A 14,109-nucleotide genomic window follows, 5' to 3' on the forward strand; every position below is an offset into this window, starting at 1 on the left:
TCCACGGGCCGTCGCCCCGCCCGGCCGACCGCCGATCACCCCTGCTCAAGAAACGAGTACCACCTCCATGACCGCCGCTCCGTCCGGCCCGGCCTTCTCCGTTCACGACATCCCCTTCAGCACACACGGATCCTGGTTCGGCATCTCTCCCGTGCTGGCGGAGAAGACATACGCCGAGGACCTTCACCTCGTCTCGCACCAGAACGGCATGCACGCCGTCCTGAGCCTGGTCCCCCTGGACCGGGCGACGGGCGACCGCGCCGAGACCCGCGTCGAGGCGACCCCGGGCCTGCTCAGCTGGACCGGTGCGCACGGCCGCGTCGAACTCGCCTACGCGTCACCGGACACCGTCCGTCTGCGCGGCGAAGGGCTGGACCTGCGCGTCACCGCGGCGGCGAGGGCCCTGACCCCCTTCGGCGGCACCTACTTCTACCGCGACCCGGTGGACGGTGCCCACACGTTCACCTCCTACGAGACCGGCCGCCGCTACCGGATCACCGTGCTGTCCGGCACGGTTGCCGAGGTGTCCGGTTCCCAGGTCCTGGGCGCCGGTGACCGCGGGCTCACGGTCACCGCCGAGGCCGACGGATCGTGGGAGGTCGCGGTCGAGGAACTCGACAGTGCGCGACGGCCCTACCGCTCGTCGGCGGCGTTCGGCGAGGTCACGGAGGCCGCACGGCGATCGTTCGCCGAGTTCGCCGACGCGGTCGCCCCGTGGCGTTCGGCCGGCACCCCGGCAGCCGAACTCGCCGCGTATGTGGTGTGGTCCGCCACCGTACTCCCGGCGGGCCTGGTCACCCGGCCCGCGGTGCTGATGTCCAAACACTGGATGGACAAGGTCTGGAGCTGGGACCACTGCTTCAACGCCTTGGCCCTGGCCCCCGGCTCCCCCGGTCTCGCCTGGGACCAGTTCTCGCTACCCTTCGACCACCAGGACGAGACGGGGGCGCTGCCCGACTCCGTCACCCACTCCGAGGTCCTGTACAACTTCGTCAAACCGCCCATCCACGGCTGGGCCTTCGGCCACCTGCGCCGACGGCTCCCCGAGCCGCTCACCCCGGCCCAGCTGAACGAGGCGTACGTCAGACTGACCCGCTGGACGGACTTCTGGCTCACCGCCCGGCGCGCACCCGCGGCCGTCCTGCCCCACTACCAGCACGGCAACGACAGCGGCTGGGACAACGCCACCACCTTCGACCCCGCACGCGTGGCCGTCACCGCCGACCTCGCCGCCGTACTGATCCTGCAACTCGACGAACTGGCCCGGCTGGCCGCCGAACTGGGCTTCCCTGACGACGCCCGGCGCCGCACCGAGACAGCCGACGCCCTCCAGGCCGCCCTGCTGGACGAGCTGTGGGACGGCGAACGGTTCCTGAGCCGCCCGGCCCACGGCGGAGCCCCCGCCGCCCCGAGCTCCAGCCTGCTCGACCTGATGCCGATCGTGCTCGGCGACCGCCTGCCCACCGAGGTCCGCGACCGGCTGGCCGAACGGATCGAAGCCCACCTCACCCCGTTCGGCCTGGCGACCGAACACCCCGCCTCCCCCCACTACGAGCCCGACGGCTACTGGCGCGGCCCGATCTGGGCCCCCGCCACCGTGCTCATCGAGGACGGCCTGCGCCGCGCCGGGCACGCACGCCTCGCGGACGAGATCAGCGCCCGCTTCCGCGCCCTGTGCGAAACCTCCGGATTCGCCGAGAACTTCGACGCACTGACCGGCCAGGGACTACGCGACCGCGCCTACACCTGGACCGCCAGCAGCTACCTGCTGCTCGCCCGCGACCACCACCGGCGCGGCGCGGACGCTGAGACCGCAGCCACCTTCGCCTGAACCGCACGCGACAACCCGCCCAAACGTCCGGCACGGGGGCCGGCGCAGCAACAAGAAGTCCTATCCCTGAAGGGACATAAGCACATGCCAAGACTCGGGCAAAGGCGCTCGACCAAGAGACGCCTTCTCCACGGCATCGCCAAGTCGTTGCTCTCGCTGACCGTCGTAGCCGGCGCCACCACCGTGATGGCGACGCCGGCCTCCGCCGCCACCCCCACCCTCACCGTCGACCTGGGCACCAGCACCGGAGCCTTCCGGGGCGGCGCCTCCGGGGCGCTGTACGGCCTGTACGGCCCGGACGTACCGACGAACAACCTCATCGAGGGGATGGGGCTGAAGACCACCAACACCAAGTACCAGGACGGACAGCAGCACCCCGGCTCGGACGCCCTGGAGATCGCCAAGCCGTTCACCGACAGCGGCGGCGGAGACATCCTCATCTACATGACGGACGTCTACCGGGCCAACTACGAGCGCGAGAGCTACTCGGCCTACCAGGCGACCATGAAGACGCAGGTCGAGCAGGCGATGGCCAGCCCCTACGCGAGCCACATCGTCTTCGTGCCCTACAACGAGCCCGACGTAGGCTGGTTCAAAGGCATGCGCACCGACTCGACCGTGCTGGCAAACTTCAACGCCGAGTGGCGCCAGACCTACAACTTCATCAAGGGCATCTGGCCCGCGGCACGGCTGGCAGGGCCCAACCTCGCCGGCTACAGCTCCTTCGCCTTCAACGGCTTCCTCAGTTACTGCAAGGCCAACAACTGCCTGCCCGACGTCGCGACCTGGCACACCCTGGGCAGTCCGGCGGAGGTCCGTAGCACCGTCGACACCTACCGTTCGGCGGAGACCGCCGCGGGGGTCACCTCCCCGATCACCGTCAACCTCAACGAGTACGCCCACCGCTACCACCTGACCGACCCCGGCCAGATGGTCCAGTGGATGGGGGCCATCGAGGACAAGAAGGTCGACGGCAACCTGCCGTACTGGAACATCAACGGCAACCTCGGCGACTCGGCGGCGGCACAGAACACCCCCAACGCCCAGTGGTGGCTGTACAACTGGTACAGCTCCATGAGCGGCGGCAACACCGTCAAGGTCACCGGCGCCGCGTCCAACGCCGCGTACACCCTCCAGGGCCTGGCGAGTCTGGACACGGCCAAGAAGCAGGCCCGCGTCATCCTCGCCGGGGGCGGCACCAGCGGCGCCTCCGACACCGTCATCAATAACATCGACCCCGCCGTCTTCGGCAGTACCGTGCACGTCAGCGTGTTCCAGGACCGCTACAGCGGCTACATCGGCGCGGCGGCCACCCCGACCCGGCTCTCCGACGCCGACGTCGCCGTGGGAACCGACGGCTCGATCACCGTCCCCATCACCCTCGACGCGATGTCCGCGTACCAGGTGATCGTCTCCCCGGGCGGCACCGGCAGCACCACCGCTTCCGACAGCACCTGGACGGGCACGTACGAGGCCGAGAACGCCACGCTCAGCGGCAGCGGCTACAACATCAACACCGAGGGCACCACCGGCAACGTCGGCAAGTTCGCCACCTCCGGCACCAAGGACGTCGGCGGCCTGCGCACCGGCTCGACCACGGTGATCTCCTTCCCCGTCTCCGTCCCCACCACCGGCGACTACGACCTGTCGGTGTTCGGCAACAGCTACGCCAAGGACGCCGATGTCAAGGGCCCGACGAACGTGTACGCGCGGGTCGACGGCGGAGCGTCGACCAGGATCGACATACCGGTGGGCTTCCAGTGGGTGGTGTGGGGGCACAGTGACACCACCGTGCACCTGACCGCCGGCAGCCACACCATCACCCTGGCCACCACCGGCGACAACGGCGCGAAGACCGTCGGCGACGCCCTCATCGACAAGATCGACCTCCGGTACAGGGACGCCACCGTCCAGGGCACCACGCTCTACGAGGCCGAGCAGGCCAACCTCTCGGACAGCGGCACCGCCACCTACGCCTCCCAGGGCCAGTCCGGCGCGGGCGCGGTGAACCTCACCTCCGGCAAGGCCGCGACGTTCTGGGTCTACTCACCGCGGGACGGATACGCGGACCTGACCGCCCGCTACCGCAACACCGGCCAGGCCACCCTGACCGTCAACGGCAAGACCGCCGACGACCAGACCCTCTCCGGCGCGACGACCGGCGCCTGGTCCACCTCGACCAACCGGGTCTACCTCAACGGCGGCATCAACAAGGTCAAGGTGACCGGCGCCGGCGGCACCCTCGCCCTGGACAACCTGGCCGTCACCCCGTTCGGCGCCACCGACGCCGTCACCACCGGCAACGTCGTCACCTACCAGGCCGAGAACGGCACCCTCACCGGCACCGCGGCCACCGACACCACCTACAGCCAGGCCAACGGCGGCGTCGTCACCGGCATCGGCAACGGAACCGCCAACTCCCTCACCCTCAACGTCAACGCGCCCTCGGCCAGCACGTACGCCATGACCATGCGCTACGCCAACGCCGAGGAACTGCCCTCCAACCACTACAACCCCGACCTGTACGCCGAGCACGCCGACGTCAGCGTCAACGGCGGCACCTCCACCCGCGTCAACTTCGCCAGCACCCTGCACTGGAACCAGTTCGAGGACTACACGGTCCCCGTGACCCTCACCAAGGGCGCCAACACCGTCAAGTTCACCGCCTCACAGCTCTACAACTGGGACGGCACCACCATCGGCGTGGTGTACTCCGGCGGCGGGTCCGACATCGGACAGCCCATGCGCTCCAGCTCCGCACCCCACATCGACCAGGTCTCCTTCGCACCCGCGAGCCTGCACATCGGCGCCTCGTCCGGCTTCTCCTCCACGGCCGTCGCCCAGCACAGCGGGCTCTGCCTCGAAGACCCCGGCAAGTCCACCGCCAACGGCACCCAGTACCAGCAGAACACCTGCGGCACCGGCCAGGAACAGCGCTTCGACTTCCACCCCGTCAGCGGCGCGGCCGGCACCTACACCCTCGTCAACCACGTCAGCGGCAAGTGCCTGGACGTCTCCGCCCTCTCCACGGCCGACGGGGCCGCCGTCCAGCAGTGGACCTGCACCGGCGGCACCAACCAGCGGTTCACCCTGCGCGCGGTGACCGCGCTGGGCAACAGCCACGACTACCAACTCGTCGCCGTCCACAGCGGCAAATGCGTCGACGTCAGCACCATCTCCACCGCACCCGGCGCCCTCATCCACCAATGGACATGCGACACCGGCAGCACCCTGACCACCAAGAAGAACCAGATCTGGCGGCTCTCCGGCAAGGACTGACCTGACCCACCACCGACAACGGAACATGAGGGGCATCGGCCCGCCGGCACAGTCCGGCGGGCCGATGCCCTTCACTGCGGAAACGAGTATCTGAGAGATCCACGTCAACACAGAGTCAGCACGGCTCGCCCGGGGTCGGACTCCTCCGGGCCGGTTGTCAGCTTCCCGTGGGGCGTTCGAGTGCCACCTCGGGCAGGCGCCGGGCGAGCGGGGCGGGCAGCCACCAGGCCCACTTGCCCATCAGTTGCATGAGGGCCGGGACAATCAGGCAGCGGATGACCAGTGCGTCCATCAGAATCGCGACCGCGAGGCCGAGGCCGAACTGTTGGAGCATCCGGTCGGCGCTCAGCATGAAGGCGCCGAACACGACGATCATGATGGCCCCGGCCGCTGTGATCACCTTGCCGGTGGAGGCCAGTCCTTCCCGTACCGCGAGGGAATGGTCCTTTGTACGCTCCCATTCCTCGTGCATGCGCGAGACCAGGAATACCTCGTAGTCCATCGAGAGCCCGAAGACGATCGCGAAGATCAGCACCGGGAGGAAGGCTTCGATCGGGCCTGGCTGCACCCCGAACAAGCCGTGCTGGAACACGAGGGTCATCGCGCCGAGCGCGGCGGTGATCGAGAGCAGGTTGAGCAGGGCTGCCTTGACGGGGATCAGGATCGACCGGAAGACCAGCATCAGGAGCAGTGACGAAAGGCCGACGACGACCGCGACGAAGAGCGGCAGCCGCTTCGAGACGGTGTCCGCGAAGTCCTGGGACGCGGCGGTGGCTCCGCCGACCAGGATCGTGGCGCCGGTGTCCTGCTCCACCTTCGGGGCCACGTCGTCACGCAGGTGGTGCACGAGGTCGGCGGTGCCTTCGGCCTGCGGTGACGTCTTCGGGTAGACGATCACGGTGGACAGCGCGCCGTCCTCGGAGGCCATCGCGGGACTGGCCGCGGCCACGCCCTCGGTCTTTGCCAGCTCCGACTGGACGGCCTTGCCGGCGGCTTCGTCTCCTTGCGCGAGGACGACCAGCGGACCGTTGAAGCCGGGGCCGAAGCCCTCGGCGAGCAGGTCGTACGCCTGCCGGGAGGTCGTGGTCCTCGGATCGTTTCCCGCGTCCGCGAAGCCGAGGCGCATGCCGAGGGCCGGTGCGGACAGGGCCAGCAGGGCGAGGACGGCGACCAGCAGTGACGGCAGCGGACGGCGCTGCACGGCCGAGGCCAGGGCCCGCCAGCGGCGGCCTTCGGTCTTGCCCTTGGCCGCGGTCCTCGCGGCGTTCTTGAGCACGTGGCGCTGGATGCGCTTGCCGAAGAGCGCCAGCAGTGCGGGCAGCAGGACCAGCGAGGCGGCCATCGTGGTCAGTACGGTCAGGGCCAGGGCGAGGGCCACGCCCTGCAGTGAACCGAGGCCGAGCGCGACCAGGCCCAGCAGAGCGATGATCACGGTGCAGCCGGCGAAGAAGACCGTGCGTCCCGCGGCGTCCAGGGCCTTGCGGCCGGCTTGGGCCGGGTCGGCGCCGTCGGTGAGTTCCTGCCGGTATCGATAGAAGATCAGCAGGGCGTAGTCGACGCCGACACCGAGTCCGACGAGCATCGTGATGGGCGGGGTGAAGTCGGCGATGGTGAAGCCGTGCGAAGCGAGCACGATCAGGCCGAGGGCGCTGCCGACCGCGAAGAGGGCGGTGAGCAGCGGCACCGAGGCCGCCACCAGGGAGCCGAAGAGCAACCCGAGAATGACCAGGGCGGCCACGATGCCCGCCAATTCCGCTGTCGGGCTGCCCTTCTCCTCGGCGCCGCGCACGGCCTCGCCGCCGACCTCGACCTGGAGACGGTCCGTCTCAGCACCCTTGGCGGTGTCGATGATCGCGGTGACGTCCTCCTTCGGAATGGCCTCGGCCTTGGCGTCGAGCGTGACGGTGGCGTAGCCGATCGTGCCGTCCTTGGATACGGCGGAGGCGTCGGTGTACGGGCTGCGTACATCGGCGACGCCCGGCAGTCCCTTCACCTCGGCCAGCATCTTGTCGACAACGGCCTTGCGGCCGTCGATGCGCTGGCTGTCCTTGAGCACGATGTCGACGCTGTCGCCGGCCTGGGCGGAACCGTGCTTCGTGAACAGGTCGGTGGCCGCTTGTGAGTCGGTGCCCGGCAGGGCGAAGTCGTTCTTGTACGCGGAGCCTGCGGCCTGCGAGCCCAGCGTGACGGCGGCCAGGACGGCCACCCAGATCAGCAGGGCGGCCCAGCGGTGACGCTGCGCCCAGCCGGCCAGGGCTCCGAACCGGCCGCCACGCGGCAGATCCGGCCGGTCCGGTGGTGCGGGCGGGGCAAGGGACGCGGCTGCGCCGCGGGTGGGAGACATGGGTGTGATTACCTCGAATTCGAGCGTGAGTGGCCTGGCTGAAGAAGCGCACCCACCACGGCGCCGCCCAGCGCGGGCACGCCGATACCCAGAGCGGCGAACACGCCGTTGACCTCAAAGGCCAGGGCCCCGGCAGCGGTGACCAGCAGCGTTCCGGCGGCGGCCCCGACGAGCGCGCCGACGAACGCGGCCGTGGCCCGTCCCGGGAAGGGGGTTGCGTTCATGCCCTCGAGCGTGCCTTCGCGAGGGGGCCGAATCGTCAGCCTGCGGCTGACACTGGGGCGTACCCCAGTGGATGCAGACTGCCGCCGCGTCGTACCCCAGGAGTGCCGGGTGTGCCGTTCACCGCGCCGGCCGGGCCAGGGCCTCTCGTTTGGATCATGCCGGGCTCGCGGGGTCCGGCCTGATCCAAACGAAAGACCCTAGTCCCCCAGCCAGCCCGGGCTGACCAAGCCGGACTCGTACGCCACCACCACGACCTGCGACCGGTCCCGTGCCCCCAGCTTCGCCATGATCCGGCTGACATGCGTCTTCGCCGTCGACGGGGCCAACACGAGCCGTGCCGCGATCTCGTCGTTCGTCAGCCCTGCGGCCACCAGCTGCATGACCTCGCGCTCGCGGTCGGTGAGGACATCAAGCCGGGGATGCGGCACCGGTTGGTGCACCCGGCCCGCGAAATCGGCGATGAGGCGCCGGGTGATCGACGGGCTGATCAGGGCATCGCCCCGGGCGGCGACCCGTACCGCCTGCAGCAGTTCTTCCGGCTCCGTGTCCTTCACCAGAAAGCCCGTCGCCCCGGCGCGCAGCGCCCCGTACACGTACTCGTCCTCATCGAAGGTCGTCAGGATGACCACCTTCACCGATGCCAGCCGCTCATCCCCGGCGATCTCCTGAGAGGCTTCCAGGCCGTCCGTCCCCGGCATCCGGATGTCCATCAGGACCACGTCCGGCCGGAGTTCGCGGCAGGCCGAGACCGCGGCTTTCCCGTCCGCGGCCTCCCCCACCACCTCGATGTCGTCCTGGTCGTCCAGGATCGACCGGAACCCGGCCCGCACGAGCCGCTGGTCATCTGCCAACAGGACCCTGATCATCGATCGCTCCGCTCCGTCGGCTCTCCCACGGTCTCGTACGGTAACCGGGCCCGCACCGCGAATCCGCCCTCCGGCCGCCGGGCGGCGGTCAGTTCACCGCCCAGTGCCCGCGCCCGTTCCGTCATGCCGGTGACCCCGCTGCCGCTACCGGGTCCGACCGGGCCGGCCTCCGCACCCTCGCCGTCGTCCTCGACTGTCACGGTCAGCTTCTCGACCCCGTAGGCGAGTTGGATCGTGACCTGTCCGGCGTCGCTGTGCTTGGCGACGTTGGTCAGCGACTCCTGCACGATCCGGTACGCGGCCAGGTCGACCGGAGCGGGAAGCGCGCGTTCGGCCCCGGTCCGCTCGATCCGCACCTCGAGCCCCGCCAGCTTCGCGGAGGCCACCAGTTCGTCGGCCTGGGCCAGCCCCGGCGCGGGTGACGTGGGCGCCTCCTCATCGACCCGGCGGAGCACGCCGAGCGTCGCCCGCAGCTCCCGCAGGGTCTCCCGGCTGCTCGCCTTGATCGCGCCGAGCGCCTCTTCGGCCTGGGCGGGATCCTTCTTCAACCGGTACAGCGCCGCACCCGCCTGCACGTTGATCATCGAAATGTTGTGCCCGATCACATCGTGCAGCTCGCGGGCGATACGCAGCCGCTCCTCGGTGGCCCGCAGCCGCGCCTCCTCCTCGGCATAGGCCACCCGGCCGTGCCGCACACTGCCGAGAGCCACGACGGCGACCAGCCAGCCGGTGAGCATGAACACCGCCGTGCCGGTGACATCGCTGTTGCCCACAAGCGTGCCGGCGTACACGCCGATCACCATCGACGATGCCATGGCGACAGCCGCCCGCAGCCTGCCGTGGGCCGCGATGGCGTACAGCGCCACGATCGGCACCACGACCAGCGGACCGTCGATGGCGCTCAGGAGGTAGTAGCCGCCCGTGGCCAGCGCCGTGAACCAGCCCACCGCCACCGGAAACCGGCGCCGGAACAACAGCGCTCCGCACACCGCGACGATCAGCATCCAGGACGCGATCCGGGAGGGCACCGAGCCCTCGCCCGTGCTCAGCCGCTGCCCCTCGGCGATCGCCACCAACACGAACGTCCCGAAGGCCAGTACGGCGTCGGCGTGGACGCCACGAGGCGGCCGGAAACGGGTCTGCTCAAGAGGCGGCACGCGTCCATTCTGCCAACTCCGCTCGCGGGCACGGCACTTGCCGCATGTCCACACACGCACCGCATCCCCGGTCGAACACCACAGGCAAACACGCATGATGGAGACTTACTAGGCTTCACTCAAACGGGCTCTACGGTCGCAGCGTGTCAGCAGCATCGGAATCCGTCGGGTTCGTCGCCTCCGGGAGACCCGCCAGGAGCGATGATCACCGGCCGGCCCCCTTCTGGCGATACCAGCCTTCCCTTGCCCGACGGACACCCCGAGCTCGGGTCCATCTCGGACCAGATGCCGAAGCAGTACGCGCCCAGCCTGGAGTTCCGGATCCTCGCTGCGCTCATGGCGGTCGCGGCCGACCACCTCATGGTGCGCCCACACCAGAACACATGACGCGGCGATCATCCACAGCCAACCCGAGGGAGTCAGAGCATGTACGTGGCAGCCGCCGAACAGCCAGGAGGTCTCGCCGGCCTGGCGGTAGACATCATGGACAAGTTGGGCGGGCCGGGAGCGGCGTTACTCGTCGGCATCGACAACATCTTCCCGCCGATACCGAGCGAACTGGTGCTGCCACTGGCCGGTTTCGCCGCGAGCCAGGGCACCATGAGCTTGTTCATGGCACTGTTCTGGACCACCCTGGGCTCCGTCGCCGGGGCCCTGCTCACCTACTGGCTGGGCGCGTGGCTCGGCCGCGACCGCGTCCGCTCCCTGATCGTCCGCGCGCCATTGATGAAACCGTCAGACTTCGACCGCACCGAACGCTGGTTCCTCAAACACGGCACGAAGGCGGTGTTCTTCGGCCGGATGGTGCCCCTGTTCCGCAGCCTCATCTCGCTACCAGCGGGCGTCGAACGGATGCCCATGTGGCAGTTCCTGTCCCTGACCACGCTCGGAAGCCTGATCTGGAACTCGGGCTTCGTCGTGGCCGGCTACCTGCTGGGCGACAACTGGCGGGTCGTGGACGAGTACGCGGGCATCTTCCAGAAGGCGGTCATCGCAGTCGTCACACTGGCAGTCGTCGTGTTCGTGGCGGTCCGGATACGCGAACGGCGACGGAGCAGTGTCCAGTAGGCACAACCACAGCCCACAAGGACGCGATCAACTGAGCGCCCGCGATCGAGTCTCTTTCCGACCGACTCTTTCAGGTCCGTGACGGCCTCACTTTCGAGGCCGTCACGGAAGTACTTAGGAATCTCATTTCCCCAGGTCAGCGACATGGTGGAGTTCACACATTGAAGCGGAACTCCACGACGTCCCCGTCCTGCATCACGTAGTCCTTGCCCTCCATGCGGGCCTTGCCCTTGGCGCGGGCCTCGGCGACGGAGCCGGTTTCGACGAGGTCTTCGAAGGAGATGACCTCCGCCTTGATGAAGCCCTTCTGGAAGTCGGTGTGGATGACTCCGGCGGCCTCGGGGGCGGTGGCGCCCTTCTTGATGGTCCAGGCGCGGGACTCCTTGGGGCCGGCCGTGAGGTAGGTCTGCAGGCCGAGGGTCCGGAAGCCGACGTGGGCGAGGGTGGCGAGGCCGGGCTCCTCCGCGCCGACGGACTGGAGGAGCTCCAGGGCGTCCTCCTCGTCGAGCTCGGCGAGGTCCTGCTCCAGCTTGGCGTTGAGGAAGATCGCCTCGGCGGGGGCGACCAGGGCGCGCTGCTCGTCCTTGAAGGTGTCGTCGGTCAGCTCGTCCTCGTCGACGTTGAAGACGTAGAGGAAGGGCTTCGTCGTGAGGAGGTGCAGGTCGTGGAGGAGTTCCGCGCGCTCGCTGCCCTGGACGATGCCGTGTGCGAAGAGCGTGTCGCCCTTCTCCAGGATCTCCTTGGCCTCCTCGACGGCCTTGACCTTGGGAGCGATGTCCTTCTTGATCCGCGACTCCTTCTGCAGGCGCGGCAGGACCTTCTCGATCGTCTGGAGGTCGGCGAGGATCAGCTCGGTGTTGATGGTCTCGATGTCGTCCTTCGGCGAGACCTTGCCGTCGACGTGGACGACGTTCTCGTCCTTGAAGGCGCGGATGACCTGGCAGATCGCGTCCGACTCGCGGATGTTCGCGAGGAACTTGTTGCCCAGGCCCTCGCCCTCGCTCGCGCCGCGCACGATGCCGGCGATGTCGACGAAGTCGACGGTCGCCGGGAGGATCCGCTGGGAAGCGAAGATCTCGGCCAACTTGTCGAGGCGGGGGTCGGGGACGCCGACCACGCCCACGTTGGGCTCGATCGTGGCGAACGGGTAGTTGGCCGCCAGCACGTCGTTCTTGGTCAGGGCGTTGAACAGGGTCGACTTGCCGACATTCGGCAGACCGACGATTCCGATCGTGAGCGACACGTTGCGACTTCCCGTAGTGAGAGGGCCAGGGGGCCAGGGGGCTGGCCGATCCCCCAGTTTACGGCGTGTCCCGTGCCCCTACGGCGACGCGTCGAACGCTTGGCCAAGCTCTGTCCCTCGGCGTGTCTGAGGCCCCATTCGGCACATAAACCGACCTAAGTTGGTCCGGTGGAGCAACACAGGACGCGACCCCCGCAGCCCGGAACACGACGCGACGGCCGGCCGCCCCTGCCCCCGCAGGCAGGGCGGCGCGACGGCACGAGAGGCGACGGACCGACGCGGGACGGTGCGGGCCGCGCTCGGCAGGGCTCAGGTCCGGTCCGGGAGAGCTCGCGTCCGGGCCGGGACGGTGCGGGGTCGGGCCGGGACGGTGCGGGGTCGGGCCGGGACGGTGCGGGGTCGGGCCGGGACGGTGCGGGTCGAGCCCGGGAGGGCACGGGTCCGGTCCGCGAGGGCTCGCGTCCGGCTCGGGAAGGCACGGGTCCGGTCCGCGAGGGCGCGGGCAGCGCCTCCAAGCGGACCGCTCCTCTCTCCGGGAAGCCCGCTCCTCGGCCCGGCAAGCCCGGCCGCTCCCCGCGCCCCGTGCAGCCCAGGCCTCCCCGGCGGCCGTCGGCGGGGCAGAAGGCCGTGCCCTCCGTCGTCCAGTCGGTGCGGCGGCTGCCGAACCCCCGGCTCACGGGTCTGGGCGGCGGACTCTTCTGCATGCTGGTGATGTTCCTGCTCGGGTGTCTCGACCAACTGCTGTTCGGCTCGCTCACCGCGTACGCCGTGCTGTTCCTGCCGGTGTGCGTGCTGACGGCGCTCTGGATCCGGCGGGCCGACCTGCTGACCGCGCCGGTCGTCGTGCCGATCGCCTTCGCCGTCGGGCTGCTGCCCGTGGCCGGCGGCGGTGACGGATTCAGCGGCTGGCTGGTCGGCCTCCTCACCGCCCTCGCCACCCAGGCGGGCTGGCTGTACGGCGGCACACTCGTCGCCGCCCTGATCGCGACGGTACGGAAGGTGCGCCTGATGAACCACCGCCCGGTCCGCGACTTCCGCTGACCCTCCTCCGCCGCCGGGCACAGGACATCCGTCGGCCAGGCGGGGCTCCGCCGGAGTCATTCCGGCGGCCGGGCGGCCCTCACCGGCCGCACTCCAGCAGCTGGGCGGGGGCTGCCCGCCGTACTCCGGCCATCGGCCGCCGGCCGCGAAGCCTCACCGCCCCGCTCAGGGCCGGGCTGCCCCGCCAGCCGCTGCTGCGGCGGCCCGCACCCCTCCCCGGCCGTCAGTCGCCGGCCGTCGGTCGGCCCACCGCCGCGCCGACCACCGACGGTCACCGGCCGCCCCTGCGGGCCTCAGCCGTGTTCCGCCGCCCGCATCGCCGCCCCCACGATCCCCGCGTTGTTCTGGAGCTGGGCGGGGACGATCTCTGCCTTGATGCCCTCGATGTGGGGGAGGAACTTGTGGGACTTGCGGCTGACACCGCCGCCGATGATGAAGAGTTCGGGTGAGAAGAGCATCTCGACGTGGGCGAGGTACTTCTGGACGCGGCGCGCCCAGTGCTCCCACGTCAGCTCCTCGTCCTCCCTGGCCTTGCTGGACGCGCGCTTCTCCGCGTCGTGGCCGTGCAGTTCCAGGTGGCCGAGCTCGGTGTTGGGGACGAGGGCGCCGTCGACGAAGAGGGCGCTGCCGATGCCGGTGCCGAAGGTGAGGAGGACGACCGTGCCCGGGCGGTCCTTGCCCGCGCCGAAGTGCATCTCGGCGACGCCTGCCGCGTCCGCGTCGTTGACGACCGTCACGGGGAGACCGCCCAGGCGTTCGCTGAACATCGCGCGCGCGTCCCTGTCGATCCAGCTCTTGTCGACGTTCGCCGCGGTGCGGATCGTGGACCCGCCGGTGACCACCCCCGGGAAGGTCAGCCCGACCGGTCCCGTCCAGCCGAAGTGCTCGACGACCTGCCGCACGCCGTCGGCGACGCCGTCCGGCGTCGCCGGGTGCGGGGTCAGCACCTTGAAGCGCTCCTCAGTCAGGTCGCCCCTGTCCAGGTCCACAGGGGCGCCCTTGATCCCGGAACCACCGATGTCCACGCCGAAGATCTGCATGGCCCCACGTTACGA

At 69.8% G+C, this 14,109-nt stretch carries 11 protein-coding genes; 5 read left to right on the top strand and 6 right to left on the bottom strand.

The genetic code is table 11. From position 1 onward, the window contains the following. The first annotated feature begins 67 nt into the window (after positions 1-67). Positions 68-1,831, top strand: a complete 1,764-nt coding sequence (locus AC067M_RS05365; protein WP_478695626.1) for an amylo-alpha-1,6-glucosidase — start codon at positions 68-70, stop codon at positions 1,829-1,831. 84 nt (positions 1,832-1,915) lie between these two features. Further along, positions 1,916-5,110 carry an RICIN domain-containing protein gene (locus tag AC067M_RS05370; protein ID WP_478695627.1) on the top strand — a complete coding sequence of 1,065 codons (3,195 nt, stop codon included), beginning with the start codon at positions 1,916-1,918 and terminating at the stop codon, positions 5,108-5,110. A 157-nt stretch (positions 5,111-5,267) separates the two neighbouring features. On the opposite strand, the gene AC067M_RS05375 is transcribed toward AC067M_RS05370, so the two are convergent. The 4 genes from AC067M_RS05375 to AC067M_RS05390 all read right to left on the bottom strand — a co-directional run bounded on the left by AC067M_RS05375 (position 5,268) and on the right by AC067M_RS05390 (position 9,702). Further along, positions 5,268-7,454, bottom strand: a complete 2,187-nt coding sequence (locus tag AC067M_RS05375) for an MMPL family transporter (RefSeq protein ID WP_478695628.1) — start codon at positions 7,452-7,454, stop codon at positions 5,268-5,270. 8 nt (positions 7,455-7,462) lie between these two features. Beyond that, positions 7,463-7,678, bottom strand: coding sequence for a hypothetical protein (locus AC067M_RS05380; protein ID WP_478695629.1), 216 nt, complete (start codon positions 7,676-7,678; stop codon positions 7,463-7,465). 198 nt (positions 7,679-7,876) lie between these two features. Further along, entirely contained in the window at positions 7,877-8,545 is a 669-nt protein-coding gene (locus AC067M_RS05385; protein ID WP_478695630.1) for a response regulator, read from the bottom strand. Beyond that, positions 8,542-9,702 (bottom strand): sensor histidine kinase, encoded by a 1,161-nt coding sequence (locus tag AC067M_RS05390; protein WP_478695631.1) that lies wholly within the window; start codon positions 9,700-9,702, stop codon positions 8,542-8,544. Before AC067M_RS05390 ends, AC067M_RS05385 begins: the two co-directional genes overlap by 4 nt. A 243-nt stretch (positions 9,703-9,945) precedes the next feature. Here AC067M_RS05390 and AC067M_RS05395 point away from each other — a divergent pair, with 243 nt between their 5' ends. Next, positions 9,946-10,089, top strand: coding sequence for a hypothetical protein (locus tag AC067M_RS05395; RefSeq protein ID WP_478695632.1), 144 nt, complete (start codon positions 9,946-9,948; stop codon positions 10,087-10,089). Between the two features lie 39 nt (positions 10,090-10,128). Continuing rightward, a complete protein-coding gene (locus tag AC067M_RS05400) occupies positions 10,129-10,770 on the top strand; it encodes a DedA family protein (RefSeq protein ID WP_478695633.1) in 642 nt (213 codons plus the stop codon). Positions 10,771-10,924: 154 nt separating this feature from the next. Here AC067M_RS05400 and ychF read toward each other — a convergent pair whose 3' ends face one another. After that, entirely contained in the window at positions 10,925-12,013 is a 1,089-nt protein-coding gene (gene ychF / locus AC067M_RS05405; protein WP_393620590.1) for a redox-regulated ATPase YchF, read from the bottom strand. Positions 12,014-12,640: 627 nt separating this feature from the next. Between ychF and AC067M_RS05410 the strand changes: the two genes are divergently transcribed. Then, positions 12,641-13,054: a DUF6542 domain-containing protein gene (locus AC067M_RS05410; protein ID WP_478695634.1), complete on the top strand. Its 414-nt coding sequence runs from the start codon at positions 12,641-12,643 to the stop codon at positions 13,052-13,054. Between the two features lie 293 nt (positions 13,055-13,347). Here the strand turns inward: AC067M_RS05410 and ppgK are convergent, their stop codons facing one another. Further along, on the bottom strand, positions 13,348-14,094 hold the full coding sequence (gene ppgK, locus AC067M_RS05415; protein WP_478695635.1) for a polyphosphate--glucose phosphotransferase: 747 nt from the start codon (positions 14,092-14,094) through the stop codon (positions 13,348-13,350). Positions 14,095-14,109: the final 15 nt, after the last annotated feature.

This window comes from Streptomyces sp. NPDC043427 (assembly GCF_056436655.1).

Bases quoted from the DNA above. Each gene is read 5' to 3' on its own strand.
- AC067M_RS05365 (WP_478695626.1), top strand. From the start codon at position 68: ATGACCGCCGCTCCGTCCGGCCCGGCCTTCTCCGTTCACGACATCCCC.
- AC067M_RS05370 (WP_478695627.1), top strand. From the start codon at position 1,916: ATGCCAAGACTCGGGCAAAGGCGCTCGACCAAGAGACGCCTTCTCCAC.
- AC067M_RS05375 (WP_478695628.1), bottom strand. From the start codon at position 7,454: ATGTCTCCCACCCGCGGCGCAGCCGCGTCCCTTGCCCCGCCCGCACCA.
- AC067M_RS05380 (WP_478695629.1), bottom strand. From the start codon at position 7,678: ATGAACGCAACCCCCTTCCCGGGACGGGCCACGGCCGCGTTCGTCGGC.
- AC067M_RS05385 (WP_478695630.1), bottom strand. From the start codon at position 8,545: ATGATCAGGGTCCTGTTGGCAGATGACCAGCGGCTCGTGCGGGCCGGG.
- AC067M_RS05400 (WP_478695633.1), top strand. From the start codon at position 10,129: ATGTACGTGGCAGCCGCCGAACAGCCAGGAGGTCTCGCCGGCCTGGCG.
- ppgK (WP_478695635.1), bottom strand. From the start codon at position 14,094: ATGCAGATCTTCGGCGTGGACATCGGTGGTTCCGGGATCAAGGGCGCC.